The 23,783-nt window shown below is 64.1% G+C and carries 29 protein-coding genes; 15 read left to right on the top strand and 14 right to left on the bottom strand.

Annotated features, from left to right (window positions below; all coding sequences use genetic code 11):
- Positions 1-18: 18 nt before the first annotated feature.
- The 3 genes from AB7535_RS10285 (at position 19) to AB7535_RS10275 (ending at position 2,312) form a co-directional block, all read left to right on the top strand.
- The gene (locus tag AB7535_RS10285) at positions 19-462 is read left to right on the top strand and encodes a cupin domain-containing protein (protein WP_028159377.1); all 444 of its coding nucleotides are present in this window, start codon (positions 19-21) and stop codon (positions 460-462) included.
- Between the two features lie 118 nt (positions 463-580).
- A complete protein-coding gene (locus tag AB7535_RS10280; RefSeq protein WP_166094212.1) occupies positions 581-1,792 on the top strand; it encodes an MFS transporter in 1,212 nt (403 codons plus the stop codon).
- Between the two features lie 145 nt (positions 1,793-1,937).
- The gene (locus AB7535_RS10275) at positions 1,938-2,312 is read left to right on the top strand and encodes a winged helix-turn-helix domain-containing protein (RefSeq protein WP_354117372.1); all 375 of its coding nucleotides are present in this window, start codon (positions 1,938-1,940) and stop codon (positions 2,310-2,312) included.
- 28 nt (positions 2,313-2,340) lie between these two features.
- On the opposite strand, the gene AB7535_RS10270 is transcribed toward AB7535_RS10275, so the two are convergent.
- Positions 2,341-3,327 carry a cysteine synthase A gene (locus AB7535_RS10270; protein WP_439037325.1) on the bottom strand — a complete coding sequence of 329 codons (987 nt, stop codon included), beginning with the start codon at positions 3,325-3,327 and terminating at the stop codon, positions 2,341-2,343.
- 156 nt (positions 3,328-3,483) lie between these two features.
- A complete protein-coding gene (locus AB7535_RS10265) occupies positions 3,484-3,861 on the bottom strand; it encodes a hypothetical protein (protein WP_028159380.1) in 378 nt (125 codons plus the stop codon).
- Positions 3,862-4,044: 183 nt separating this feature from the next.
- On the opposite strand from AB7535_RS10265, the gene AB7535_RS10260 reads away from it, so the two are divergent.
- The 3 genes from AB7535_RS10260 (at position 4,045) to AB7535_RS10250 (ending at position 7,227) form a co-directional block, all read left to right on the top strand.
- The gene (locus tag AB7535_RS10260) at positions 4,045-5,454 is read left to right on the top strand and encodes an aldehyde dehydrogenase family protein (RefSeq protein ID WP_085404849.1); all 1,410 of its coding nucleotides are present in this window, start codon (positions 4,045-4,047) and stop codon (positions 5,452-5,454) included.
- Between the two features lie 67 nt (positions 5,455-5,521).
- Positions 5,522-6,082: a DUF2478 domain-containing protein gene (locus AB7535_RS10255; protein WP_439036177.1), complete on the top strand. Its 561-nt coding sequence runs from the start codon at positions 5,522-5,524 to the stop codon at positions 6,080-6,082.
- Between the two features lie 176 nt (positions 6,083-6,258).
- Complete coding sequence (locus AB7535_RS10250; RefSeq protein WP_439036176.1) at positions 6,259-7,227, top strand: helix-turn-helix domain-containing protein; 969 nt, start codon at positions 6,259-6,261, stop codon at positions 7,225-7,227.
- Positions 7,228-7,243: 16 nt separating this feature from the next.
- On the opposite strand, the gene AB7535_RS10245 is transcribed toward AB7535_RS10250, so the two are convergent.
- The 5 genes from AB7535_RS10245 to AB7535_RS10225 all read right to left on the bottom strand — a co-directional run bounded on the left by AB7535_RS10245 (position 7,244) and on the right by AB7535_RS10225 (position 10,253).
- A complete protein-coding gene (locus AB7535_RS10245) occupies positions 7,244-7,828 on the bottom strand; it encodes a TIGR00645 family protein (RefSeq protein WP_354117368.1) in 585 nt (194 codons plus the stop codon).
- Between the two features lie 34 nt (positions 7,829-7,862).
- Positions 7,863-8,498, bottom strand: coding sequence for a TerC family protein (locus AB7535_RS10240; RefSeq protein WP_247307055.1), 636 nt, complete (start codon positions 8,496-8,498; stop codon positions 7,863-7,865).
- Positions 8,495-8,857: a hypothetical protein gene (locus AB7535_RS10235; protein WP_028146728.1), complete on the bottom strand. Its 363-nt coding sequence runs from the start codon at positions 8,855-8,857 to the stop codon at positions 8,495-8,497. The genes AB7535_RS10240 and AB7535_RS10235 overlap by 4 nt, the downstream gene beginning before the upstream one ends.
- A gap of 2 nt (positions 8,858-8,859) precedes the next feature.
- A complete protein-coding gene (locus tag AB7535_RS10230; protein WP_439036175.1) occupies positions 8,860-9,333 on the bottom strand; it encodes a TerB family tellurite resistance protein in 474 nt (157 codons plus the stop codon).
- 539 nt (positions 9,334-9,872) lie between these two features.
- A complete protein-coding gene (locus AB7535_RS10225; protein WP_439036174.1) occupies positions 9,873-10,253 on the bottom strand; it encodes a nuclear transport factor 2 family protein in 381 nt (126 codons plus the stop codon).
- Positions 10,254-10,430: 177 nt separating this feature from the next.
- Between AB7535_RS10225 and AB7535_RS10220 the strand changes: the two genes are divergently transcribed.
- The 4 genes from AB7535_RS10220 to AB7535_RS10205 all read left to right on the top strand — a co-directional run bounded on the left by AB7535_RS10220 (position 10,431) and on the right by AB7535_RS10205 (position 15,071).
- Positions 10,431-12,188 (top strand): MOSC domain-containing protein, encoded by a 1,758-nt coding sequence (locus AB7535_RS10220; RefSeq protein ID WP_439036173.1) that lies wholly within the window; start codon positions 10,431-10,433, stop codon positions 12,186-12,188.
- Positions 12,189-12,252: 64 nt separating this feature from the next.
- Positions 12,253-12,849 carry a redoxin domain-containing protein gene (locus AB7535_RS10215; protein WP_439036172.1) on the top strand — a complete coding sequence of 199 codons (597 nt, stop codon included), beginning with the start codon at positions 12,253-12,255 and terminating at the stop codon, positions 12,847-12,849.
- 51 nt (positions 12,850-12,900) lie between these two features.
- Positions 12,901-14,370, top strand: coding sequence for a MocR-like pyridoxine biosynthesis transcription factor PdxR (gene pdxR, locus AB7535_RS10210; RefSeq protein ID WP_354112991.1), 1,470 nt, complete (start codon positions 12,901-12,903; stop codon positions 14,368-14,370).
- A 71-nt stretch (positions 14,371-14,441) separates the two neighbouring features.
- A complete protein-coding gene (locus AB7535_RS10205; protein WP_439036171.1) occupies positions 14,442-15,071 on the top strand; it encodes an FMN-binding negative transcriptional regulator in 630 nt (209 codons plus the stop codon).
- Position 15,072: 1 nt separating this feature from the next.
- Here AB7535_RS10205 and AB7535_RS10200 read toward each other — a convergent pair whose 3' ends face one another.
- Positions 15,073-15,558, bottom strand: a complete 486-nt coding sequence (locus tag AB7535_RS10200) for a hypothetical protein (protein ID WP_354112993.1) — start codon at positions 15,556-15,558, stop codon at positions 15,073-15,075.
- Positions 15,555-16,151 carry a hypothetical protein gene (locus AB7535_RS10195; protein ID WP_224581006.1) on the bottom strand — a complete coding sequence of 199 codons (597 nt, stop codon included), beginning with the start codon at positions 16,149-16,151 and terminating at the stop codon, positions 15,555-15,557. The genes AB7535_RS10200 and AB7535_RS10195 overlap by 4 nt, the downstream gene beginning before the upstream one ends.
- A 202-nt stretch (positions 16,152-16,353) precedes the next feature.
- On the opposite strand from AB7535_RS10195, the gene AB7535_RS10190 reads away from it, so the two are divergent.
- The 4 genes from AB7535_RS10190 to AB7535_RS10175 all read left to right on the top strand — a co-directional run bounded on the left by AB7535_RS10190 (position 16,354) and on the right by AB7535_RS10175 (position 20,166).
- The gene (locus AB7535_RS10190) at positions 16,354-17,184 is read left to right on the top strand and encodes a class II glutamine amidotransferase (protein WP_354112995.1); all 831 of its coding nucleotides are present in this window, start codon (positions 16,354-16,356) and stop codon (positions 17,182-17,184) included.
- Positions 17,185-17,204: 20 nt separating this feature from the next.
- Positions 17,205-18,431: a carboxylate-amine ligase gene (locus AB7535_RS10185; RefSeq protein WP_354112996.1), complete on the top strand. Its 1,227-nt coding sequence runs from the start codon at positions 17,205-17,207 to the stop codon at positions 18,429-18,431.
- A 26-nt stretch (positions 18,432-18,457) separates the two neighbouring features.
- Positions 18,458-18,679, top strand: a complete 222-nt coding sequence (locus tag AB7535_RS10180) for a hypothetical protein (protein ID WP_175618061.1) — start codon at positions 18,458-18,460, stop codon at positions 18,677-18,679.
- Positions 18,680-19,026: 347 nt separating this feature from the next.
- Entirely contained in the window at positions 19,027-20,166 is a 1,140-nt protein-coding gene (locus tag AB7535_RS10175; protein ID WP_354112997.1) for a hypothetical protein, read from the top strand.
- A gap of 59 nt (positions 20,167-20,225) precedes the next feature.
- Here AB7535_RS10175 and AB7535_RS10170 read toward each other — a convergent pair whose 3' ends face one another.
- From AB7535_RS10170 to AB7535_RS10150, 5 genes are all read right to left on the bottom strand, one after another.
- Complete coding sequence (locus AB7535_RS10170; RefSeq protein ID WP_166094146.1) at positions 20,226-20,846, bottom strand: hypothetical protein; 621 nt, start codon at positions 20,844-20,846, stop codon at positions 20,226-20,228.
- A 28-nt stretch (positions 20,847-20,874) separates the two neighbouring features.
- On the bottom strand, positions 20,875-21,210 hold the full coding sequence (locus tag AB7535_RS10165; protein ID WP_063984016.1) for a hypothetical protein: 336 nt from the start codon (positions 21,208-21,210) through the stop codon (positions 20,875-20,877).
- A gap of 85 nt (positions 21,211-21,295) precedes the next feature.
- Positions 21,296-21,532: a hypothetical protein gene (locus AB7535_RS10160; protein WP_166049614.1), complete on the bottom strand. Its 237-nt coding sequence runs from the start codon at positions 21,530-21,532 to the stop codon at positions 21,296-21,298.
- A gap of 74 nt (positions 21,533-21,606) precedes the next feature.
- On the bottom strand, positions 21,607-21,810 hold the full coding sequence (locus tag AB7535_RS10155; protein ID WP_063984017.1) for a hypothetical protein: 204 nt from the start codon (positions 21,808-21,810) through the stop codon (positions 21,607-21,609).
- Positions 21,807-22,286: a hypothetical protein gene (locus AB7535_RS10150; protein ID WP_155795277.1), complete on the bottom strand. Its 480-nt coding sequence runs from the start codon at positions 22,284-22,286 to the stop codon at positions 21,807-21,809. The genes AB7535_RS10155 and AB7535_RS10150 overlap by 4 nt, the downstream gene beginning before the upstream one ends.
- A gap of 463 nt (positions 22,287-22,749) precedes the next feature.
- Here AB7535_RS10150 and AB7535_RS10145 point away from each other — a divergent pair, with 463 nt between their 5' ends.
- A complete protein-coding gene (locus AB7535_RS10145; RefSeq protein ID WP_063984018.1) occupies positions 22,750-23,757 on the top strand; it encodes an alpha/beta fold hydrolase in 1,008 nt (335 codons plus the stop codon).
- Positions 23,758-23,783: the final 26 nt, after the last annotated feature.

Genomic DNA, 23,783 nt, shown 5'->3' with positions numbered 1-23,783 from the left:
ACAACAGAGGACACCACCATGATCGAGATGCCTCCGGGCGTGACCCCTGCCAAAGAAGGCTTTGGCAACGTCATCTGGAACATTCTGGGCCAGACCTACACGCTGAAGCAGCATTCCGAGGCGTCGATGGCCTGGCATGCCGTGTTTCCGGATGGCACCTTCGTGCCGCCGCACGTGCATCCGACCCAGGATGAATTCGTCTATGTGCTGAGCGGCCGCTACGACCTCTGGCTCGACGGCAAGGACTTTGTCGCCAAGGCCGGCGACCTCGTCCGCATGCCCAAGGGCATCCCCCACGGCATTTTCAACAAGTCGGGTGAAACCGCCACCAGCCTGTTCTGGGTCGCACCGACGCGGTCGCTGAAAGAGCTGTTCGAGCGCATCCACAATCTCCCCGATCCGCAGGAGGTCGTGCGACGTGCCGCCGAACACGAGGTCAACTTCCTGCCGCCGCCCGCCTGAGGCCACGCCGATTCCGTCGACACGCAAACCGCGAGAACCGATGATGACCATGCTGACAACAACTTGGACGTCCATCTCCGAGAACGACCGCCGTCGGATAGCCCGGTGGCAAAAAGGCATGCTGGCGCTCGCCATCCTCTGCGAGATCTTTCTCGCCGCCGACTGGTATGCCTTCGCGGCCGTACTGCCATTCGTCTCCGAGAGCCTCAAGCTCAATCCCGCCGAGGCGGGACTCGCCCAAGGCATCTTTGCGCTGACCTACGGCATCGGCATGGTCGTCTGGTCGCCGGTCAGCCGGTCGATGACGGCGCGCAACATGCTGCTGATCGGGCTTGCGGGCACTGGTATCGGCATGGTGCTCCAGGTATTCGTGCAAAGTTACACACAGCTCGTGATGCTCCGGCTCGTGATCGGCTTCTTCGACGCCGGCATCTTCATCGGCAACATGAAGCTGATCTTCGGCTGGTTTCCGCAAAGTCGGCGTGGCTCGGTGGTAGGCATCATCCTCGCCGCCTACAGCCTCGCCATCACCATGGATTTCGCGCTCGGCATTCCCCTGACGATTGCGACCGGTTGGCGGACCTTCTTCGCCGTGCTGGCAATCGGCACGCTGCTCGTTGCAGCCGTCGACGCACTCGTCGTCCGCAACGATCCGCGCGAGCTCGGTATCGACGGTTTCACCTGGGGCAACGAAACACCGCAGGAGCACCTGCCGCTCGGCGAGATCTTCCGCTCGAAATGGATCGCGGTCGGCGGCTTCGGCATCGTGGCCTGCACCTTCGCGATCGCCGGCACCGCAACCTGGGTGGTGCCGGCCTTCATCACAGTACAGCACATGCCGCCGGAGGCCGGCGCTGTCATCGGCACCGTCATGGGGTTGTCGCAGGTGCTATTCTTGGTGATTGGCGGCTACATGTCCGATCGGCTCGGCAAGCCCTTCATGATCAAACTCACCGCATGTCTCGCTTTCCTGACCGCGTTGATGTTCCTGTGGAGTGTGGTCACACCGATGTCGTTCTCGATGCTGGTGCTGTTTGCAGCACTCAGCGGTATCGCGCTTCTCGGCGGCGGCGCTATCTTCGCCCTGCTCAGCGAAAAATACTCCGACGCGCTCGCACCGGCCGCGATTGGATACGCCGAGGTATTTGGCATCTTCTCGGCCTTCGTGGCGCCCTGGATGATGGGCGCCATCATCAACGCCTCGGCCGGCTCGTTCACCGGCGCCTTCATTGCTTTCGCGGTGGTCGAGCTCATCATCGTCGGCCTTTTGATGATCCTCGCCCGCGAGGACGTCAGTCAGGGCGCGGTGGTCGGAAGCCCCGCGGAATAAGATGCCGCGATCAAGGGCACGGGGCTGAGCCCGTGCTCTGGGGACCTCGACAAAGGACCATCTTTTGGGAAATCAGGCGCCCTCACCTTGTCCGCGACGGGCAAGAGTGGCAATCTCGCATACAAGTGCCCCAAGAGACCCCGTCATGCCGCGCGCGAGCGCCAAATCGCTTCCCCAGCTCAGTCTGCGCATCGACCTCGATGGCGAGGATCGGATCGGGCCCGGCAAGATCGAGCTTTTGGAGCAGATCCGCGAGCAAGGCTCGATCTCGGCGGCCGGCCGCGCCATGGACATGTCCTACAAGCGTGCCTGGGATCTCGTGGACGAGATCAACCGCATTTGCGGACATCCCGTGGTCGAGCCGCAGGCCGGCGGCAAGAACGGCGGCGGCGCGATGCTCACTCCCTTCGGCGAAAAGCTTGTCGCGCGCTACCGCAAGATCGAACGCGACGCCGCGCGCGCCGTGCACAAGGAGCTGGAAGCGCTTAAGAGCGACATCGGCCGTTCGCGGAAATCGTGAACGGACGGGCGCGCATCCTGGCGGCTCGCTATCGCATCCAGCGTGGCAGGGGCAGATTTTTCTTGCGCAGGAACTCCGGGTTGAACAGCTTGGATTGATAGCGCTGTCCGCCATCCGCTAGGATGGTCACGATGGTTTTGCCCGGACCGAGGTCGCGCGCAAGTCGCATGGCTCCAACGATATTGATCGCGCTTGAGCCGCCCAGCACCAGCCCTTCGTGCTCGATCAGGTCGAACAGAACGGGCAGCGCTTCCTCGTCCGTAATCTGATATGCCGCATCGATGGGCGTGCCTTCCAGGTTCCTGGTGACACGGACTTGCCCGATCCCTTCGGTGATGGAGTCTCCTTCCGTCGTGAGCTCGCCTTTGGTGAACCAATTATAGAGCGCGGCCCCCATGGGATCGCTGAGCGCAATCTTGATGCCGGGATTTCGTTCCTTGAGGGCTCGCGCGACCCCGCCCAAGGTACCGCCGCTCCCAACGGCACATGTGAAGCCGTCGATTCTTCCATCCGTTTGCCGCCAAATCTCAGGACCGGTCGTTCGATAGTGCCCCTCCCGATTGGCGACATTGTCGAACTGATTGGCCCAGAAAGCACCGAGCTCCTCGGCGAGCTGGCCGGAATAGCGCGCGTAATGACCCGGATTGGAATAGGGTACGGCCGGCACCAGGCGCAGGTCGGCACCGCACAGCCGCAACATGTCCTTCTTCTCCTGACTTTGCGTGTCAGGCATCACGATCACGCTTCGATAGCCGCGTGCATTCGCCACGAGCGCTATGCCGATTCCGACATTGCCGGCCGTTCCTTCGACGATCATGCCTCCTGGCTCAAGCTTGCCGCATCGCTCGGCATCGTCGATCATGGCCAGCGCCGCACGATCCTTGATCGAGCCGCCGGGATTGAGAAATTCGGCCTTGCCATAGATCTCGCAACCCGTGGCCTCCGACGGCATTCGCAGCCTGATCAATGGCGTGTTGCCGATAGCGTCCAGGAAACCCGTTCGAACATCGCTCATCGCTTGCCACCTCTGCCCGCCCGCAACTTTAGGCTGGCGAACAGGCAAAGCGATTCTCTAGTTCAGGCGACGCGTGCAACATTTCCGGCGTTCGACCGGCCCAATCGGCAATTTCATTCTTAGGCGGTGTTTTGTTTGCGCCTTTGGCCCAAGCCGCTAGTTCGGCCGCACCGACATTTCCGGCATCGGCTGGGTCAGCGCTTCGCCGAGCAGGCTCTGCTCGGCTTTCGGGATCGAGAAGCGCACCTTGAAGCCGTCCTCGGTTTGAAGCGTAATGATGCGCTGGGTCGTATCGGTCGCCTGCTCGATCGCCCAGGACGCCAGCGGATAGGCGTAGCGCAGGCTCTGGTCGCCGTAGCGGGCCTTCAGCGCCGCCTCGAGCAGCCCGGGCAGCGTCATGATGAGGGCGCCGACCTGGTTGAGCGAGACACTGACCGCGGCGGGGTTGCCCGCCAGATCCTCGAAGCCCAGCGAGATCGCGCCGCCGTCGGACGCCACCTCGCAGGTCGTGAGCTGCCTCACCTTGATTTCCATCGTCAGTCCCGGAACACGGTTCGCTATATTCATCACGATATATCGATATGTCCACCCGCGTCCAGCCCTGCTTTTCTGGAATTGATCGAACCGGCTGCCATGGTCGGCCCGGCCAAGTCGTGATATATAGTTCGATATAACGAGGCCCCGAACGGCCCGTTTCTGCAAGGGAGCGCAAAGCCAATGAGTGACTACAATCTTCTCATCGACGGCAAGATGGTGCCCGGCGACCAGACCATGCCGGTTCTCAATCCCGCGACCGAAGAGGTGCTGGCGCAGTGTCCGCGTGCCTCGAAGGCGCAGCTTGATGCCGCCGTCGCCGCGGCGAAGGCCGCCTTCCCGGCCTGGGCCGCGACCCCGATGGCGGAACGCCGCAAGCTCGTGAACGAGATGGCCGACGTGATCGAGGCCAATTCGGGCGAGCTCGCCCACATCCTCACCAGCGAGCAAGGCAAGCCGCTTGGCGACGCCACCGGCGAAGTTTTGGGGATGGCCGCGTTCTTCCGCTACCTCAGCTCGCTCGAATTGCCGATGAAGGTGATCGAGGATTCCGGTGACCGCAAGGTGGAAGCCTATCGCCGCCCGCTCGGCGTCGTCGGTGCCATCATTCCCTGGAACTATCCGCTGCTCATCCTCAGCTTCAAGCTGCCGTCGGCCCTGCTCGCCGGCAACACGCTGGTGGTGAAGCCGGCGCCGACCACGCCGCTCGCGACCCTGCGCTTCGCCGAGTTGATCAAGGACGTCCTGCCGAAGGGCGTTCTCAACTTCATCACCGACGCCAACGACCTCGGCGGCGAGATGACCAAGCATCCTGATATCCGCAAGATCTCGTTCACCGGCTCTTCCGCCACGGGGCAGAAGGTGATGGCGAGCGCAGCGCAGACGCTCAAGCGCATCACGCTCGAGCTCGGCGGCAACGACGCCGGTATTGTGCTCGACGATGTCGACCCGAAAAAGGTCGCTCCCGGCATCTTCGAGGGCGCGTTCCAGAACTCCGGCCAGGTCTGCCTCGCCATCAAGCGGCTCTACGTCCACGAGTCCGTCTATGACGAGCTCTGCAACGAACTGGTCGCGATCGCCAAGAGCACGGTGGTCGACGACGGCGCCAAGCAGGGCACCAAGCTCGGGCCGCTGCAGAACAAGATGCAGTACGAGAAGGTGAAGACGTTCCTCGAGGACGCCCGCAAGAACGGCAAGGTGGTCGCCGGCGGTTCGGCGATGGACCGTCCCGGCTATTTCATCGAGCCGACCATCGTGCGCGACATCCAGGAAGGCTCGAAACTGGTCGACGAGGAGCAGTTCGGCCCGGTGCTGCCGCTGATCAAGTATTCCGACAAGAACGACGCGATCCGCCGCGCCAACGCCACCACCTACGGCCTCGGCGCGTCGGTCTGGTCGTCCGACATCAAGCGCGCACACGAGGTCGCAACGCAGCTCGAGTCCGGCACGGTCTGGATCAACAAGCACCTCGACATGGCCCCGCACATCCCGTTCGGCGGCGCCAAGCAGTCGGGCATCGGCACTGAATTCGCCGAGGAAGGTCTCGCCGAGTTCACACAGCTGCAGATCATCAACGGCCCGCCCGCGGCCTGATCGGAAAACCGGGGCCGCGGCGGAAACGTCGCGGCCCCAATTCTTTGCCGTCAAACGGAGGCCGACCATGTTCGATGCGCAATGCGACCTCGCCGCCCTCGTCTACGAGGCGCATCAGGACCCCGACGAGGTCCTGCGCAGCTTCGCGGCGGATCTGAATGCGCGCGGCGGTCGCGTCGTCGGCATGGTTCAGGCCGGCCAATGCGCGGATTCGAGCCTGTCGGCCGTGCTGCTTCACAGCGGCGAGACGCTTCTGCTCGCGCAGGATTTCGATCCGGCCGCGCGCGGCTGCCGTCTCGATCTCGCGCGGCTGCAAAATGCGGGGATGCGGATCGCGGACGCTCTCTCGCATGGCGCCGATCTCCTCATCATCAACCGCTTCGGCAAGCGCGAGCGCGACGGCAAGGGTCTGTCCCACCTGATCGAACGCGCGCTCGACGCCGACATTCCCGTGGTGATCGCGGTTGGCGGAGACCATTTCGCCGACTGGATCAAGTTCGCCGGCGGCATGAGCGTCAGACTCGGCTGCGAGCGCGACGCGCTGGAGGCGTGGTGGCGGAGCATCTCCACAAGCAACGCGCGGCATGACGTCGGATCACATCCTACGGTGTGCGAAATTCTGAAGTGAACGATCTGAGCCTGCCGGACTCGCGTACTTGTCCGTGAAGTCCTCACAGCGGCGCGCCGACTTCCCCTGTCGCCGCCGCGCAGGCAGTAGTTTCCCGGAATATGGCCGACGGTCGGGCCTCTGATACGCTTGTGCGGATTCCACCCGCTCCCCCCGACATGCCCTGGGTTCCCGAAATGCCGGTCCGTCGGCTAAAACCATCGCGCGTCCTCGGCGTCGAGCGCTGCTCGGACTTCGACGAGTTTCGCGCCAACGAGGTGCTCGGACTCGGCACCAGCACGCCGCTCCGTCCACGGGAATTCTCGTTGTCTCGCGCCATCCTGCCGCTCCGCGACGGGCTCTTCGTGCTCCAGCGCTCCTTTGCACGGCGGTTTGAGGCCGAGATCGGCACGGACAACGGCGTCGGCCTCGTTGTTCCCCTCACCTTTCACTCCATCGCCAATGGCCGCGAGGTCGATAGTTCGATGATCGCCGTCATGCGCGGCAAAGCCCCCGTCAAAGCGATCGAGCATCACCCCAACACTTACCTGATGCTGCGCTTCAACTCGGACATGCGCCATCGCGGCTGGGCGGATTTCGACACCGTCCTCTCCTATGTGCGCACGCAGGACGATCCGATGGCGCGCCTGCGCGCGGCTATCCTGGAGATGTTCTCGCTGGCTTCGGCGTGCAACGATCCCCGGCAGTTCGAGGCGCTCTACCGCCCGGTCCAGGAAACGCTGCTCGCCGGCCTCGACGCCACCCTGCTGCCGGCAGGCGCACGCAGCGCCCGCCCCGGTTCATTCGACAAGCACCGCAAGCTGATCGCGCATCTCGACGACGTCGTTGCGCTGTTCGGCAGCAAGCCGCTCTACAGCGACGACCTCGCCGCCGCGCTCGGCGTGTCCGTGCGCACGCTCCAGGTCGCGACGCACGCGGTGCACGGCGTGAGCCTGCACCACTATCTGCGCCTCAAACGGTTGTGGGCCGTTCGCGTCCAGCTCATGACCGGGGGCGATGGCTTGACCGTCAAGGCCGCCGCGCTCGGCAACGGCTTCTGGCACCTGGGCGACTTCTCAAGGAGCTACAGACTGGCCTTCGGCGAAGCGCCGTCCGAGACGCTGGCACGCGGACGGCGTCCGTTGCATCTGGCCATCGGCGCCTGAGAGTGCGGATCGCCCCTCAGGCGTGACCGTTCTGCTTGCGGTGCCCGCTCTCGCTGATGCGGTCGACCCAGGCGATACCGATTGCGGAAATGATGAAGGTCAGGTGGATCAGCACCTGCCACATCACGCCGGACTCGGTGAAATTGCTGCGCGTGGTGCCGAGATTCCCGGCCTCGATGAAGGTCCTGAGCAACGAGATTGAGGAAATGCCGATGATCGCCATCGCGAGCTTGATCTTCAGCACGCTGGCGTTGACGTGGCTCAGCCATTCCGGCTCGTCCGGATGGCCGTTCAGGTTCAGGCGCGAGACGAAGGTCTCGTAGCCGCCGACGATCACCATGACCAGCAGGTTCGAGATCATGACGACGTCGATCAGTCCGAGCACGACCAGCATGATCTGCTGCTCGCTGGCGTCGAACGAGTGCGCGACCAGGTGCCAGAGCTCTTTCAGGAACAGCAGCACATAGACGCCCTGCGCGACGATGAGGCCGACATAGAGCGGCACTTGCAGCCAGCGCGAGCCAAAGATGAGCTGGGCGAATGGGCCGATTTTCGGTCGCGGCCCGGCGTGCGCCGAAGGTGCTTTGGGTTCAGGCGTCATGGATCACTCCGGATTGCAGGCAGGAATTGTCGCCTCAGAGGCTCGCGATGACGGGCGCGAGCTCGAGCGAACCGCGATAGATCATCTCGAAGGCGACGTAAACGATGATGGCGAGACCGACATAGGCGATCCAGCGCTGCTTCTGCAACACCCGGCCGAGCAGGTCGGCGGCGACGCCCATCATCGCGACCGACAGCAACAGTCCGAACGCGAGGATGTAGGGATGCTCGCGCGCGGCGCCTGCGACCGCGAGCACGTTGTCCAGCGACATCGAGACGTCGGCGGCGACGATCTGCAACGCCGCCTGCCCGAAGGTCTTGCGCGACGCCGGTGCGCTGCCCGCGCTGCCGCCATGGCTCAACGCGAGCTCGGTGTGCGCGGACTGCTCGCGCAGCTCGCGCCACATCTTCCAGCACACCCATAGCAACAGCACGCCGCCGGCGAGCAGCAGGCCGATCACCTGCAGGAGCTGGGTCGCGACGCCGGCGAAGACGATGCGCAAGGCTGTGGCGGCGACGATGCCGACGATAATGGCGCGGCGGCGCTGCTCGGCCGGCAGGCCGGCGGCGGCAAGGCCGATGACGACGGCGTTGTCGCCGGCGAGCACGAGGTCGATCAGGATGACCTGGAGCAGCGCGGTCAGCGCGTCGGCGGTGATGAATTCAGTCATGATTGATCATTTTTCGATGCGGACGGATCGAGCCATTGCGGCTTCTTCCGCTCGACCCAATCCAGGACCTTGGAGCGCGAGGCGCGCAACGCCGGGACGTCCTCGGCGAGCAGTGCGAGGCCGAGCGGCAGCATCCAGACTCCGAGCACCGGCAGGAAGGAGAGCACGCCGCCAACGATGAGCAGCGCGCCCGACGGGATCCTCACCCAGCGGCTGGACGGTTTGAGCAGATAGGCGACGGTGTCGCCCATGCGCGGCGGCAGGCGACGGACGAGCTTGTCGAGGCGCGGGTCGCCACCGGCCATCTGGCCGGTGGTGACCAGATTTCCTGTCGTCCGCTCGTCCGATGCTGTGCTCATGCTCACTCCTGCGCGCCGGCGCGCCGTTCAGTGCCTGCGCTGCCCGGCGCCACCGGCTTTGCGCGCGGCAGCACCAGCGTCAGCAGGCGCAACAGCTTGATCGCCTGTACCTCATGGGGATGCACGTCCTCGTCCGCAGCCGCGACGCGCTCCGACAGTTCCATCAAATGGGCCGACAGCGGCAGGTCCGAGACCGGACGCAACGTGTCGATCACCACATTGGCAAAGTCAGGCTCCTCGAGTCGTTCCGCCAGTTCGTCGAATATCGCAAACAGCCGCTCGTCACTCATGTGCGGTGCCAGTCCGCGATCCCTGATGAAGCGGATCACCTCGTCGCGCTCGACCGGCGAAACGCGCCGGTCTGCGACGGCGACGAGCGCGCCGGCGATCACCAATGCGACCGCAGCCTGCTCGTTCAGCCTGGACGGTTCCGTGATCTCGATCTCGGTCGGATTTGAAGTGGCGGCGTCGGACATCGTAGCTCCCTTACGTTGCGAAATGACCGCGCGGGGCTGAGATGGGGACGATTGAGTCGGAGAGAACTCGAGAAGGCCCGACGATCGGCCGATCCATCGCATTCGCGCGGGACAGGTCATCCGACATCGCGAGGTTTTGCCGACATGGTCGGCGTCCTCGCCAGAGGGGCCCGGATTCTTGTTCGCTCCAGACATAAAGATGGGTGGGCCGGAATCAAGGCGAGCGGAGTGCGACCAGCCGCCGCATCGGGTTCCATGTCAGTGGATTTGGTTAAGCAGCGATGCACGTGTCCCGGACGCGCTGCAGCGCTCTTCGCGTTGCTGCGCCGAGCCGGAACCCAGAAAGCCACGCATTCCGCTGCAACATCGGCCCCGGCTCAGCAGCGCACCGCCAAGAGGCGCTGCTGAGCCGGGGCACGACCGTTTGGCGCGCAGCTTAATCAACATCGTCATTGCGAGCGTAGCGAAGCAATCCAGAATCGTTCCGCGGAGACAGACTGGATTGCTTCGCTGCGCTCGCAATGACGGAGGACGCGGACCTACCCTACCAACTCGACAAGATGCGCGCGCGACGGGGCGGGATCGAACTTCTCGCCGAAATATTGCGTTTCGTGCGCCACCAGTCCTTCGCGAAACTCCATGATGCTGACGACATAGGACGGCACGCCGTCATAGGCCAGCACGAACTCGCTCACCCAGAGATCGCCGCCGCCGACGATCCGGCGGACCGTGAAGCGCTTCTTGTTGGGCTGCACGAACCGGCTCTTCTGAATCGTCCCGCGGCCGCGGATGCGCTCGCCGGACTGCGGATAGTCGAGCACGGCGTCCTCGCGGTAGATGTCGTGCTCGGCCTCGAAATCATTCGCGTCCGACGCAGCCCAATGGCGCTGAAGGGCCGCCAGTATCGCCTGATCATCCATCGCGATCTCCCGTCTTGCGGTGTCTGCTCCCCAGATCGGGGCGCAGACAGCCGGCGACAAGACCGGCTAGCAACGTCTAACAACGACTAACGGGCCAAAAATCCGACATGGATGCAGATTGGCATTGCAGCGACCTGGAAACCGCCAGAGCCGCGCCCGTCACACCGGGGAACCCCCATGGCCCGCTTGCTCTCCCTCAATGTCGGCCTGCCGCGCAACATCGCTTGGCAAGGCAGGACCGTGCATACCGGAATCTGGAAGTCGCCCGTCAGTGGTCCGCGCAGGGTGCGCCGGCTCAACATCGACGGCGATGGCCAGGGCGATACCGCCGGTCATGGCGGCGAGCAGCGTGCCGTCTACGTCTACCAGCAGGAGTCCTATCAATACTGGCAGGAGCACCTCGGCCGAGCGAACCTCGTCCACGGTCAATTCGGCGAGAATTTTACCGTCGAGGGCCTCGCCGACAGGGACGTCTGCATCGGAGACCATTACAAAATCGGCTCTGCCCTGCTCGAGGTGACGCAGCCGCGCGTCACCTGCTACCGGCTCGGCATTCGCATGGAGGAGCCGGACATGGCCGCGCTGCTCGTCAGGCACGGCCGGCCCGGCTTCTATTTTCGGGTGATCGAGGAAGGCGACGTCGAGGCCGGCGACGAGATCGTGCAGGTCGCCAGCGGGCCCGAGCGCATGAGCGTGTCCGAGATCAATGCGCTGCTGTATCTGCCCCCTCACCCGCGCGACCGCCTGGAGCGCGCGCTGAAAATTCCGGCGCTGAGTGGTGGCTGGCGTCATTCCTTCGAGGCGCTGCTCGAGCAGCAGCGCAAGGATACGACGGCGGGAAACGCCGGGCTCGGCCCGGCGTCGAGCCCGCCTCCGGCCTGGCGCGGCTTCCGGCCGTTTCGCGTGGCGCGCAAGATCGCCGAAAGCGGCAACGTGACGTCGCTGATCCTCGAACCCACAGACGGACATCCCGTCGCCACCGCCCTGCCCGGGCAGTTCGTCGTCGTGCGGCTCGGCGCCTCCGCTGCAGCGGCGATGACGCGCAGCTATTCGCTGTCCAGCCGCTCCGATGCCGCGTCCTGGCGCATCAGCATCAAAAGGGAAGCCCACGGCGCGGCAAGCCAATATATCGCTGACGAGGTCAAAATTGGCGACGCTGTGCAGATCGGCGCGCCGCGCGGAAGTTTCACGCTACGGCAAGATGCGCGGCCCGTCGTCTTGCTGAGTGCCGGCATCGGCGTAACGCCGGTGCTTGCGATGCTGCACGCGCTCGCCGCGGAAACATCGACGCGAGAGGTCTGGTGGCTGCACGGCGCCCGCAACGGTCGCGAACATGCGTTCGCCGCCGAGGTGCGCGGGCTGCTGGCTGGGCTGGCCCACCATCACAGCCATGTCTGCTACAGCGCGCCCGATCCGGGCGATCGCCTCAATGTGGATTTTGACACGATCGGACATCTGGACCTCCGGGTGCTTCAAACCGTCGGCGTCCCACGCGACGGCGATTTCTATCTGTGCGGGCCGGCACCGTTCATGACCGATCTCTCGCGCGGGCTTGCCGCATTCGGTGTCGCACCGGATCGCGTTCACACCGAGATGTTTGGCGCCGGACCATCCCTGACACCCGGCATAGCGGCCTCCCCGCAGAAGCGGGCGCACTTGCCGGCCGGCGCAACCGGCCCGGGTCCGATGGTCTCGTTCGCCCGCAGCGGCCTCAATGTCTGCTGGGGACCGTCATATGCCAGCCTGCTCGAACTGGCCGAAGCCTGCGACGTTCCCGTGCGCTGGTCGTGCCGCACCGGGGTCTGCCACAACTGCGAGAGCGGGCTCGTGGCCGGATCTGTCAGCTACGCGCCGGACCCGCTCGACGCACCGGCGGACGGCAATGTCCTGATCTGCTGTTCAAGGCCCCAGGGCGACGTCGTGATCGATCTGTGAGTGTCAGCACCCACGCCAGACATGCGAGAAGACATGCGAGAGTTCGAAGACATGGGAGAGTCCAATGCGACCTGACATGATGCCGGGAGTAACCTTCCCCGATTACGAGCTCAGCGACCACACCGGCAAGCACCGGAAGCTCTCCGAGCTCCAGGGTGGCGATCCGATGGTGCTCGTTCTCGGCCGCGGCGGCTTCTGTCCGAAGGACCGACGCCAGGCCGAAGGCCTGCTGCAACTCCATCGCGAGATGGAGGTCGGCTACTGCCGGCTGGTCACGATCACCACCGACAACATCACCCAGACCAACGAATATCGCAGCGGCGTCGGGGCGCACTGGCCTTTCCTGTCGGATTCGCGGCGGATCGTTCAGAAGGATCTCGACATCGCCGAATACACCGATCCCGTCCACAATCCGATGATCCCGCATGTCATCGTGCTGGAGCCGGGCCTGCGCGTTCACAAGATCTATAACGGCTATTGGTTCTTCGGACGCCCGACCATCGAAGAGCTGCGCCAGGATCTCCGAGCCGTCAGCATGAATTGCCGTCCGGACTGGGACATCACCGCGCCCGGGCTGAAGGCCCTCTGGGATCAGGGCCGCAAGGAGCATTTTTACCCCTACGGCAAGGCTTACGTCGAAACTCTCGGCGAACGGGACTAGAACCACATTCCGGCATCGTCCGTTCGGACGAATGCCGAGCCAGGAATGTGGATGGTCCAGATGAAGACGACTCCCGGCGATCGCGCCGGCCGCATGGGCGCGCGCCAGATCTACGAAGCCCTGAGGGATCAGATTCTGACGCGGGTCTACGGCATCGACGGCCTGCTGCCGTCGTCGCGGGCGCTTGCCGGCGAGATGGGCGTGGCGCGTTCGACCGTGACCGTCGCCTATGAACAGCTCGCCGCCGAAGGTTTCGTCGAGACACGCCATGGCGCGCGGCCGCGCGTTGCCCGCGCCGTCGTCGAACGCGGACGCGCGCGCGCCGCATCCCGGCCTTCGGCGCGCAAGCCGCTTCTGTCGGCCTTCGGCGAGCGGCTGCGATCGGACCCGCCGCGCTGGATCGAGCCGCCGCGCGGGCTCATCGCGAACTTCCGCTATGGCGAGCTCTCGCCGTCAGATTTCCCGGTGCTGGCATGGAAGAAGGCCGTGACGGCGGCGATGGCGCGCAAGCCCGAGCGGCTCGCCTATGACGACCCCTGCGGCGCATTGCGGCTGCGGACCGCGCTTCAGGGCTATCTGTGGCGATCGCGCAGCGTCCGCTGCGAGGTCGATCAGATCGTTGTCGTGAACGGCTCGCAGCAGGGCCTCGACATCTGCGCGCGCCTCCTGCTCGACGCCGGCGACCGCTTCGTGATGGAGGATCCCGGCTACCAGATGGCGCGGCACACGCTCGCGGCGACGGGCGCCGAGACGGTGCCGATCCCCGTTGACGCGGACGGACTGGAGACAGCGCGGCTCGACGGCATCGAGGCCCGGCTCGCCTATGTGACGCCGTCGCATCAATATCCGCTCGGCGGCGTCATGCCGATCGGACGCCGGCACCAATTGCTCGCCTGGGCACGCAAGCACGACGCCTACGTGATCGAGGACGATTACGACAGCGAGTATCGCTACGATACAAAACCGATTCCGCCGCTGCATGCGCTGGAGGGCAGCGACAACGTGATCTATCTCGGCACCGTCTCCAAGACGCTCTCCCCGACCTTGCGGATCGGCTACCTGGTCGTGCCCGCCGGGCTGCGATCTCTGTTCGCCGCCGCCAAGCAGATCATGGACCGGCACACGCCGCTGATCGAACAGCACGCGCTCGCTTCGATGCTCGAAAGCGGCGCCTATGACAGCCACGTCAGGCGCGTGCGCCGGCGCAACGCCGAGCGTCAGCAGGCACTGATCGGCGCGTTGCGCCGCCGGTTCGGAGATCGTGTCCGGATCGAGGGCACGGCGGCGGGCCTGCACGTGGTGGCGTGGCTCGACGATCTGCCGCAGAAGCGCGAGGATGCATTGATCCAGGCGGCTCGCGCGAAGGGCGTCGGCATCTATCCGGTCTCGGCGTTGCTGGTCGGCCCAAGCCGGACGCCGAAGACCGTCGGTCTCGTCATGGGCTATTCGGCACTGGAGATCGCTCAGATCGCGAGAGGCTGCAAGCTCCTCGCCCAGGCCGCCGCCGAACTGGACCGATGAAATCACGTGAAACTGGCTGTTTCGTATAAGCCAGATTCCAGCTATCTCCGCGTCGAGAACGGAGACACGCCATGTACATCCCGCCCGCCTTCAAGGACGACGACATCGAGAGCATCCGCGCGACCATCCGCGGCGCCCGGCTCGCCAGCCTGGTGACGGCCACCGCCGACGGCCCGGTCGCAACGCCCCTGCCGCTCTTCCTCGACGAGAGCGAAGGCGAGCACGGCGTGCTCTATGGGCATGTCGCCAGGGCCAACCCGCAATGGAAGCTGCCACCGATCGGCGATGCGCTCGCCATCTTCAACGGCCCCGACGCCTATGTGACGCCGTCCTGGTATGCGACCAAGCAGGAGACCGGCAAGGTGGTGCCGACCTGGAATTACGTCGCCGTGCACGCCTACGGCCCGGTAGAATTCTTCCAGGAGCCGGAGCGCCTGCTCGACGCCATGACGCGGCTGACGAACAGGCACGAGGGCCCGCGCGCCAAGCCGTGGGCCGTCAGTGACGCTCCCGCCGATTTCATCGCCGCACAATTGCGCGGGATCGTGGGCGTGCGCATCCCCGTGGTGCGGTTCGAAGGTAAGCGCAAGATGAGCCAGAACCGGCCCGAGGCCGATCGGGTCGGCGTCGCGCAGGGTCTCGCCGCAAGCGAGAACCACGGCGATCGCGAGGTCGCAGCGCTGATCCCGCTGCCAACCTGAGTCAGCTTGCGCAGGAATGCGCGACGACGCGCTCGCCCCTGACAACGGCTTCCGCCAGTTTGCGCCCGACGTCACCGAAATCCGATAGAGCAAGATAGCCTTGCGCGTAGGCTTCCTGCGTCAGGCGTTCGAAGCGCTTGTCGTCTCCGGTCGACCATTGCTTGGCGATGTAGTTTGCCCCGGGCTTCCCGAAAATCTTGGGGTAGTGTTCCATGTCGTTCTGACGACGATAATAGTAGTAGTCGATATGGGCGACGAATTGCTTCCGCCCCTCTCCCGCGCAACGCGATCCATAAGGGCGCTCGAACGCCAGAGCGGTCTCGCGGCGTAAGCCTGCGCGACCGTCCACGAAGATCTCTTCGTTGGAGCCATAACCCGGACCATCGACCGGTGCTGCTGGTTGCTGGGCTGTCTTCTGCGTAGCGAATGCCCAGGCGGCGACCTGCCAGATGACAAGCGCCCAGACGATGGACCAGGCGCGGCTCATTTGAAGCTCGCCGACGCCTGCTGCCGTGGCAGGCATACCGGAGACGGATCAAACAACATACCAGGCCCGGTGAACCAGAGAACGACGTCGCGGATATCCTCCGGGAAGTCTTCCTTGACGATGCCCTTTTGTTTGAACGCCTCGGCCAGTTGCGCCTTGACGCGAACGTCCAGCGGCGTGGAATACGCGGCGTTCGCCCGATCGCGCTTCTCTTCACTGCAGAACATGCCCATTCTCGGATTTGGGCAGTCGTAGATCTTCACCCAGCCCCGCGCATAGGCCTCCGTAGCCGCCCTCAGGTTCGCCTTCATGGTGTCGTCGCACGGCGACATCGCGTAAGCGGTGCTTGCCTGCAATGCGTCCATCCGCAGTGCGTCTTGCTTCGGGTCCTTGTCGCTTTGCAGGGTGTGCTCCGCTTCCCAATCCTTCCGCTGCTTGGCCTTTGAATGCTCATCGCCGAACGAGGAACTGAGCGTGGGCCTCAATTCACCGACCAGCGAAACGTGCGACACCGGAAATCCGCGCATCGCCCAGGAGACACCCACGAACGTGGAGACGAACGCCATGCAGGTGAAAAGAACAAATCGGCTCATGATGCGCACTCATAATTCGCGCGCAACCTAACCGTGTCGGCGTTAAGAGATGTATTAATGCGCGGGTTCCCGCAATGCAGGGTAAATGAACGTCTAAAACACGCCGCAGAAATGATCCGGACTTTGCAGAACTCATCGTCGGGAACCCAACACAGGCGATCTTGTTGGTGAACCTTACGCCACATCCTGACAGGAAGGCCGCATGTGCCGCTGGATCGCATACCGGGGCGAGACCACCTCGTTCGAGCCCTACGTCACCGAGCCCGAGCATTCGCTGATCGCACAGAGCATCCGCTCGCTGCAGTCGACGGCGGGATCAAACGGCGACGGCTTTGGTCTCGGCTGGTATGGTGAGCATCCGGAGCCCGGCCTTTACCGCGAGACCCGTCCGGCCTGGTCGGACGAAAACCTGCGCTACCTCTGCCGCCATCTGCGCTCGCATCTGTTCTTCGCCCATGTGCGCGCCGCCACCGGCACGGCGGTAACGCGGCAGAATTGTCATCCGTTCGCCTGCGGCCAGTGGATGTTCATGCACAACGGCTTCGTCGGCAGCTGGAATCGCCTGCGGCGCAAGGTCGAGGCGCTGATCCCCGATGCCTACTACCCCTCGCGGCTTGGCACGACCGATTCGGAAGCCGTGTTCCTCGCCTTGATGGGCGCGGGAATCGACAGCGATCCCCTTGGCGCAACGCAAGCCGTGCTGCAATCGCTGGTCGGCCTGGTCAACGAGGGCGAGCTTCGTGAGCGCCTGCGCTTCACCAGCGCGATCGCCAACGGCCGGGATCTCTACGCGTTTCGCGTCGCGGTCAACGATGCCGCCAACACGCTCTACTATCGCGAGGCCGGCGGCGGCCAGGTCGTCGTCGTGTCCGAGCCGTTCGACAAGGAAACGGACTGGACCGAAGTTCCGCCGAATCACGCGCTGGTCGCGCGCGCGTCCGAAAACGTGAAAATTGTTCCGTTCGACCTTGCAATTTCCAGTGGGTCAGACGCGGAACCGGCCCGTGTCAGGCGGATTATTGCCCGCAGGTAATACCACTGCCGGGTGGCCCTATGACATTTGCTTCGGATGTTTTGAAACTGCTGCGCCTCGATTCCTCCGATGACAAGCAGCACCTCGTCATCCGCTCTGCCGGCGGACGCGGCAAGGCGGCTGAATATTCCTTCGGCATCGAGGAGGAATACTTCCTCGCCGATCGCCGCAGCCTCGAGGTCGCGATCGAAACGCCCAACGCGCTGTTCGAGTCGGTGAACTGGTCCACCGGCGGCCAGGCGATGCGGGAGATGCTGCAATCCCAGCTCGAGGTCGCCACCAACGTTCACGTCGATGTCAATGACGCCCGGGAAGAGCTGCGGTTCCTCCGCCGCGAGGTCGCCAATGTCGCTGCGCAATACGGCTTCGTCATCATGGCCTGCGGCACGCATCCGACCGCGGTCTGGCGCATGTCGCAGCCGAGTCCGAAGCCGCGCTACGAGGAGATGATCGAGGATCTGCGCAGCATCGGCCACCGCAACATGATGTGCGGCATGCATGTGCACGTCCAGCTGCCCGATCCCGAGAAGCGGATGGCGGTGATGCGGGCGATGCTGCCGCATCTGCCGCTGTTCATCGCGCTGTCGGCCTCCTCCCCGTTCTGGAATTCCCACAAGACCGGGCTGAAGGGCTACCGGCTTGCCGCCTATTCCGAGCTGCCGCGCACCGGCTTGCCCGAACTGTTCGAAACCAGGCACGACTACGACGAATATGTCGGCGCGCTGCAACGCTCCGGCGTGATTCCCGACGAGAGCCATATCTGGTGGGCGATGCGGCCGTCCATGAGGCATCCGACCCTCGAGCTTCGCGCGCCCGACACCTGCACTTTCATCGACGACGCCGTTGCCATCGCCTCGCTCTATCGCTGCCTGACGCGCCATCTTTATCTGCGGCCGCATCGGTCGAAGGAGGTCACAGTGGTCGAGCGCGCGATTGCGGTCGAGAACAAATGGCGGGCCCAGCGCTACGGCACCGATTGCATCTTTGCCTCGAAGGATGGGCCGGTCACCATCTCGGAGCAGCTCGCCCGGATCATCGACGACGTCGCCGGGGACGCAGCCGCGCTGAACTGCGCCGCCGAGGTCGAGCACTGCCGGACCATCGTGGAGCGCGGCAGCTCGGCGGAATTCCAGCTTCGCGCCTATCGCGAGAATGTGGAGGACATCGGGGCGGTCTCGCGCTGGATCGCAGCCTCGACGATCTCGGGCGCGAGCGCTCCGATCGGAAGCGTTCGTGCGCCGTCATAGCGCCCGCGCAAGCTTGGCGAACGACAATGTCGCTCCTGAATTCGGTGATCGTGGAGGAACGCGTGAATCGCGTCACGTCTTGCGCTGGCTGCGGCCACGGACTTGTACCGCTGCTTTCGGCCAAGGGCCGCGCGGAGCTCAGCTGCCTCTGGTGCGAAGGCATCGACGCGCGAACGGTGGACATGGCGAAGTGGGCGGACAGCCCGATCGGCAAGCCCGAACGGATCACCCGTCAGCCGTTCGAATGAGCGGTTTCACATGCCCGGCCGCCGGCCTTTGCTGATCGACGCGACCTGCGCGGCTGCACGCCTGCGCCGGGGCTTGCCGACAAATTAGACAAACCGCGCCCCGTCGCCGGGGTTGCGGGCTCCGCGACGAGGCCCAGGTAAGCCAGCCTAACGCGCCGTCTAACCTCAGGTGCAATCTCGATTTTTCATCGCGCCGCGCGGGGCCGCCGGGCCCGCGCATCGTGCTGCATCTCGACTGGCCCAGAATTCGCAAGGCAGCGTCAGGCCTGATTCCCTGCTCCCACGAATTGGCGCAGCAAGATGCGTGCGCCCGGAGACCGGATGAGCGGCAAAGATCGGAGAGTGCCATGAACGTGCATGCCGCCGGCGATCTCAAATTTACCGGCCTCACCCATCCGAACGGCGCGCCGCTACGCCTCAACGCTCAGGATTTCGTGGCGATCGATCGCGACAGGAATGCCAGGTTCGAGCCGACGTACCGGCCGCAAGCCCTCTACAACCGTGCGAACGAGGGCTTCCACGCCAATAACGAAACCTTCCTCCTGCACGAAGTCGCGACGAACCTCCCGATCTACCGCCCGGACACCGGCCCCACCGATTTCCATCTTCATCTTCCACCGGGCGGCTTTCAGCTCGTGCTGGTCACCTCGGGCGCCTTCACCTTCGACTACGACGGGCGCTTCTACAATGTCGGCCCCGGCGCGGTGATGCTGCAAAGCGCGATCGTCCACCGTCAGCTGTTCTACACCTGGTCGGGACTGTCGACCGAAGAAAACCTGAAGACGCCGCAGACCGTGGTGCCCGACCCGATCTCGATGGGCTATTCCGGCAAATTCCTCGAAGCCTTCGTGACCGATCCGACGACCTTTCCGAACCCGACGATCGTCGGTCCGGACCAGATCAACGAGGCCGAGACGCCGCGCGTGGCCTGGAGCCACCCGCTGCACAACCGGCCGGCCGACGCGGGCTTCTGGCTTCAGGATCCCCTCGCGCTGGATGCGTTGTTCAAGCCGCTCACCGGCAGTCCGATCAAATCGGCCATGCCCGTGTACGTGCGCGATATCGGGATCGAAGTGCCGAGCGGCCATCTCGTCACCGGCCACATCATCGCAACCGACCCGCGTGGACATTCACTCCTGCCGAAGACCACATCGACGGCAGCAGACGCCAGCTGCTTCGCCAAAGGCGAGGTCGCAATCTACCGCGTCATTCGCGGCACGGCCGAATTCAAGAACAAGGCCGGTGAGGCGATCGAGCTTGCGGCTGGCGATGTGGTGACGGCGGGCAAGAGCTCGATCAGCCTCGTCGGCCTCGGCGAGAACACGCAAGTGCTCCGCCTCGGTCTTCTAAAGGGCATGTACGACCTTTGCAGCTGGACGCCGACCCAGCGCGACGAGATCGACGGCCTCGCCGGCCAGATCATCACGCAGAAGGACATCCGCCCCCTGCGCACCGAGGGCAAGCCGGTTGGATATCTGTACGCGTAGCCGCACGAAAAGACGGCCCGCCGAAGCGGGCCGTCGCGATCTCATTGGCGCAATGATCCTTAACGCACTGATCCACCGTAGAGCTGCCGCTCCTTGCGAACTTCGTCCGCACCGTAGGGCTTGCTGGCGGGATCGAACGACTTCCATCCGGTCTTCTGCCAGGCGGCGCTGCGGTCACGCAAATTGACCGACGACTCGTTCAGGACTGCGTCAAGGCGGGATCGATCGGCATCTGCGACCCGCGCCGACACCAGCGTGCCTCCCCGACGCACGCCCTCGGCGTAGGAGTCCGCATCTTCCCGCGAAATGCCGGCCTCAGTCATCGCTCCGACGACACCGCCGGTTGCGGCTCCGGCGGCCGCGCCGACCGCGGTTGCGGCGAGCCAACCGGCCGCAACGACGGGTCCGAGGCCGGGGATTGCGAGGAGGCCGAGACCGGCGAGAAGGCCGGCAGTGCCACCCACGCCCGCACCGATGCCGGCGCCCTTGCCGGCACCTTCGGCGCGATCGTCGACGCCATCGCGGTCACGGTCCACCTTCTTGTCGGTGTTGAACCAGCTGTCCGAATTATTGGCGACGATGCTGATGTCCGAATGCGGCACGCCGGCAGCTTCGAGACGCTGAACCGCCTGCTGCCCAGTGCTGTAGCTGTCGTAAAGACGAGAAATTGTAACGGTCATTGTGTGTCCTTCTTACTTGCTTATTGGCTTACTTGGCCGAATTGACGTTGCCTTGAAAGTCGACGCTGACCGCGGTGGCAGATCCACCCTTGCTGGCATGGCCGCGCCAAACACCGTTGTCGTCCTTCTTCAGTTCGGTGACGTTGGCGTAGCCGGCATCCTCGATCTTCGACTTGGCTTGTCCTTCGGTGAAACTGTTGCGACCTGCGACAGGAGCGTCGGAGTTGTTTTGCCCCGCGCTGTTGACCGCGCTGTTGTTCGGTCCGGACTGCGCCGGTGGATTTTGTGCCGAGGCCGGAGCAGCTGCGAAGGCGGTGGCCGCCGCGAATAAAGAAATGCAAACGATAAACGATGGGCGCTTCATGATGGTCTCCAGTGTCTAAGGAGTGATCCAAGCCCCCATCAGAGCTTTAGTTCCTACGTCTCGCGCTGTGACATCTCCTTCACGCTCAGGTTCTGAAGAATATCATCCACGTCATCACCATGAGGATGACTGCAAGTCCCACACTCACACCCAGCAGCATCAACACGCTGGGACCGAGCTCGCCTTGGCGCGCTTCGAGCGCAGTCTCAACGATGCGGCCGCTCTTGTCTCGATCCATGTCATCTGGTCCTTGCATTCCGGGGAAAGGTCGACCGTTTTCCTGCGTCAGACCCGGCAGTGCTGCCCACGCCAAATCGTCCATGGATCTCAATCGGACCCTTGGTGGTTCGTTACTATTGGCAAACGGTGAAAGCTCGGGCTCGAGATCTGCGCTGGCTATCCAGGCAAGCGGCGTCCCGGAGCGGTCAGACAGGAGTTGATATCGGCAGCCATCTTGTTCCGGTGTGCCTTGCTCAGCAGCGCATCCCGCTCTGGGCCGGGTTCAAGGTGCGAGGCCTCTTCACGCAGCCTCAGTGCATCGGCTGCGAGACGCTCGGCAAGTGAATCCGCCTGACGCACGCGGTTGCGCTTCTCATTCATGACGAACGCCCCTGCGTTGGCATCGGAATCAAATCAGCGCTTTGCGGCTGCGGTCGCGAGACCGGCGGCGTCGCACCATCGAGCCACTCCTGCGTCTCCGCGAGAGCGAGCCAGGCATCGCCCATGCTCCTGAACTGCTTGCGCGCCGCGTCGTTGGCAGCGGTGTCTTCCAGCGTCAGGCAGTGCCCGGCATTCTGCCGAAGATGCTCGGACTGGCTCAATTGGATATCAGTGCTGCTCGTGGCATCGGCAGAGGTCTGCCAGGAGTTCTTGCACACAGGGCACCGCCACTGATTGACGAAGTTCCCGGTGGGCAAGTAGGTCGCATGCAAGGGAGCCGCCACTATTCGCCCGCAGGCGGTACAGCCGTTGGGCCGTTGTGACGGGGATTGCTGTGTCTCGTCCTGAACCGCTTTCGCGCTCCAGCGGCGATCGAACTTGCGGCAGAGATGCAGGGGATAGGAGATAACGTTCAATGCGCGCCTCCGGTTGTGGCGGGAGCGCGGCAGCGTCTCTCTGTCACCGGCGCCTGTCATGTCTGTGCGGGTGATATCCTGGATATGGTGTCGCAAATGACATTCACCAGTGCGCGGCCCCGAGGAACCACGCCTTTACCTCCGATCTACGGCATTTTCCGACTGCTGGCTGCATCGATTGGATTAGGAACATCTCTCCGTCCCTCCTGTTGCGTCTGCACGACATGATCCGTGAATGCGCATGCCGGGAGGTCCGGACCAGCACTGTTCCGGGTCCCAAGAAGGCGAAATCGATCCCTGCTCGATGGTGCTGATCCGGTCTCCGAACCGCACCCGCGACGCACGGAAATCTCCTCCAGCAAGAATCCGGCGCCATCGCGGTCGTGATGCGACCAAGGGCGTCAATGCGGAAGCGTCCCTTCCCCACTCTCCAACAGCTGGCCGCAGTCAGCGAAAGTGTCACATGCGCATACTGAAAAAACGTTCGCCATCTTTGGCGGCCACGGCCCTTCATGCTCTCGCAGAACATCCCTTGGCCTCCACGATTGCCGCGACGGCCGGCCTGCTCGCAGCGGCCGCGTTCGTCAATCGGCGCCTTGCCGACAAGGCGCAGCGTGATAATCCGCCCCAAGGGCGGTTCATCGACATCGACGGTGTTCGGCTGCACTATGTCGAGCGCGGGTCCGGACGCCCGCTGGTTCTGCTCCATGGCAATGGCAGCATGATCCAGGATTTCGAGTCGAGTGGCCTGATCGATCTTGCAGCCAAGGACTATCGGGTCATCGTGTTCGACCGTCCCGGCTTCGGGCACAGTCTGAGGCCGCGCAACGTGGTGTGGACGCCGGCCGCCCAAGCCGACCTTTTCAAAGACGCGCTTGCGCACCTTGGCGTCGACAAGGCGATCGTGCTCGGACATTCCTGGGGCGCATCGGTTGCGATCGCCCTGGCAAGCAGGCACCCCTCATTGGTCGAAGCCTTGATACTGGCGTCGGGCTATTATTTCCCGACGGCCCGCACCGACGCGATGATGGCGATGGCCGGGCCGGCGATACCAGGGTTTGGCGACATCCTCAGTCACACGATCTCGCCGATCCTCAGCCGCCTGATGTGGCCGACGATGCTGCGGCAGCTGTTCGGGCCCAAATCCGTCCCGGAAAAATTCGACGGCTTCCCCAAATCACTGGCGGTGCGTCCGTCGCAGCTTCGTGCGGGTGCCGCGGAAGCGGCGTTGATGGTCCCTTCTGCGATGCTGTCGGCGAAGACTTACGGCGAATTGGCCATGCCGGTCACCATCCTGGCCGGCGAGGACGACCGCCTCATCGACATCGACGAACAGTCCGGCAGGCTGCATGACGAGATCAAGCACAGCAAGATGCGTCGCGTCCCGAATGCGGGTCACATGATCCAGCAATCGGATACGGCTGACCTGATGGCCGCTGTCGACGAAGCCGCGGCGGAAACGCTGCATTGAGCCACCTGATTCTCCCGAGAAGCATC

The sequence above is a fragment of the Bradyrhizobium sp. 956_D2_N1_4 genome, assembly GCF_052076025.1.
Classification (GTDB): domain Bacteria; phylum Pseudomonadota; class Alphaproteobacteria; order Rhizobiales; family Xanthobacteraceae; genus Bradyrhizobium; species Bradyrhizobium barranii.
This window is presented reverse-complemented; position numbering and strand designations above follow the sequence as displayed.

Excerpts from the sequence above, each read along its gene's own strand:
- AB7535_RS10235 (WP_028146728.1), bottom strand. The coding sequence starts at position 8,857 with ATGAGCACAGCATCGGACGAGCGGACGACAGGAAATCTGGTCACCACC.
- AB7535_RS10190 (WP_354112995.1), top strand. The coding sequence starts at position 16,354 with ATGTGCCGCTGGATCGCATACCGGGGCGAGACCACCTCGTTCGAGCCC.
- AB7535_RS10195 (WP_224581006.1), bottom strand. The coding sequence starts at position 16,151 with ATGAGCCGATTTGTTCTTTTCACCTGCATGGCGTTCGTCTCCACGTTC.
- AB7535_RS10170 (WP_166094146.1), bottom strand. The coding sequence starts at position 20,846 with ATGACCGTTACAATTTCTCGTCTTTACGACAGCTACAGCACTGGGCAG.
- AB7535_RS10185 (WP_354112996.1), top strand. The coding sequence starts at position 17,205 with ATGACATTTGCTTCGGATGTTTTGAAACTGCTGCGCCTCGATTCCTCC.
- AB7535_RS10180 (WP_175618061.1), top strand. The coding sequence starts at position 18,458 with ATGTCGCTCCTGAATTCGGTGATCGTGGAGGAACGCGTGAATCGCGTC.
- AB7535_RS10200 (WP_354112993.1), bottom strand. The coding sequence starts at position 15,558 with ATGAGCCGCGCCTGGTCCATCGTCTGGGCGCTTGTCATCTGGCAGGTC.
- AB7535_RS10240 (WP_247307055.1), bottom strand. The coding sequence starts at position 8,498 with ATGACTGAATTCATCACCGCCGACGCGCTGACCGCGCTGCTCCAGGTC.
- AB7535_RS10155 (WP_063984017.1), bottom strand. The coding sequence starts at position 21,810 with ATGAATGAGAAGCGCAACCGCGTGCGTCAGGCGGATTCACTTGCCGAG.
- AB7535_RS10175 (WP_354112997.1), top strand. The coding sequence starts at position 19,027 with ATGAACGTGCATGCCGCCGGCGATCTCAAATTTACCGGCCTCACCCAT.
- AB7535_RS10280 (WP_166094212.1), top strand. The coding sequence starts at position 581 with ATGCTGGCGCTCGCCATCCTCTGCGAGATCTTTCTCGCCGCCGACTGG.
- AB7535_RS10250 (WP_439036176.1), top strand. The coding sequence starts at position 6,259 with ATGCCGGTCCGTCGGCTAAAACCATCGCGCGTCCTCGGCGTCGAGCGC.
- AB7535_RS10260 (WP_085404849.1), top strand. The coding sequence starts at position 4,045 with ATGAGTGACTACAATCTTCTCATCGACGGCAAGATGGTGCCCGGCGAC.
- AB7535_RS10215 (WP_439036172.1), top strand. The coding sequence starts at position 12,253 with ATGCGACCTGACATGATGCCGGGAGTAACCTTCCCCGATTACGAGCTC.
- AB7535_RS10245 (WP_354117368.1), bottom strand. The coding sequence starts at position 7,828 with ATGACGCCTGAACCCAAAGCACCTTCGGCGCACGCCGGGCCGCGACCG.
- AB7535_RS10165 (WP_063984016.1), bottom strand. The coding sequence starts at position 21,210 with ATGAAGCGCCCATCGTTTATCGTTTGCATTTCTTTATTCGCGGCGGCC.
- AB7535_RS10145 (WP_063984018.1), top strand. The coding sequence starts at position 22,750 with ATGCGCATACTGAAAAAACGTTCGCCATCTTTGGCGGCCACGGCCCTT.
- pdxR (WP_354112991.1), top strand. The coding sequence starts at position 12,901 with ATGGTCCAGATGAAGACGACTCCCGGCGATCGCGCCGGCCGCATGGGC.
- AB7535_RS10275 (WP_354117372.1), top strand. The coding sequence starts at position 1,938 with ATGCCGCGCGCGAGCGCCAAATCGCTTCCCCAGCTCAGTCTGCGCATC.
- AB7535_RS10225 (WP_439036174.1), bottom strand. The coding sequence starts at position 10,253 with ATGGATGATCAGGCGATACTGGCGGCCCTTCAGCGCCATTGGGCTGCG.
- AB7535_RS10205 (WP_439036171.1), top strand. The coding sequence starts at position 14,442 with ATGTACATCCCGCCCGCCTTCAAGGACGACGACATCGAGAGCATCCGC.
- AB7535_RS10230 (WP_439036175.1), bottom strand. The coding sequence starts at position 9,333 with ATGTCCGACGCCGCCACTTCAAATCCGACCGAGATCGAGATCACGGAA.
- AB7535_RS10220 (WP_439036173.1), top strand. The coding sequence starts at position 10,431 with ATGGCCCGCTTGCTCTCCCTCAATGTCGGCCTGCCGCGCAACATCGCT.
- AB7535_RS10160 (WP_166049614.1), bottom strand. The coding sequence starts at position 21,532 with ATGGACGATTTGGCGTGGGCAGCACTGCCGGGTCTGACGCAGGAAAAC.
- AB7535_RS10265 (WP_028159380.1), bottom strand. The coding sequence starts at position 3,861 with ATGGAAATCAAGGTGAGGCAGCTCACGACCTGCGAGGTGGCGTCCGAC.
- AB7535_RS10285 (WP_028159377.1), top strand. The coding sequence starts at position 19 with ATGATCGAGATGCCTCCGGGCGTGACCCCTGCCAAAGAAGGCTTTGGC.
- AB7535_RS10270 (WP_439037325.1), bottom strand. The coding sequence starts at position 3,327 with ATGAGCGATGTTCGAACGGGTTTCCTGGACGCTATCGGCAACACGCCA.
- AB7535_RS10255 (WP_439036177.1), top strand. The coding sequence starts at position 5,522 with ATGTTCGATGCGCAATGCGACCTCGCCGCCCTCGTCTACGAGGCGCAT.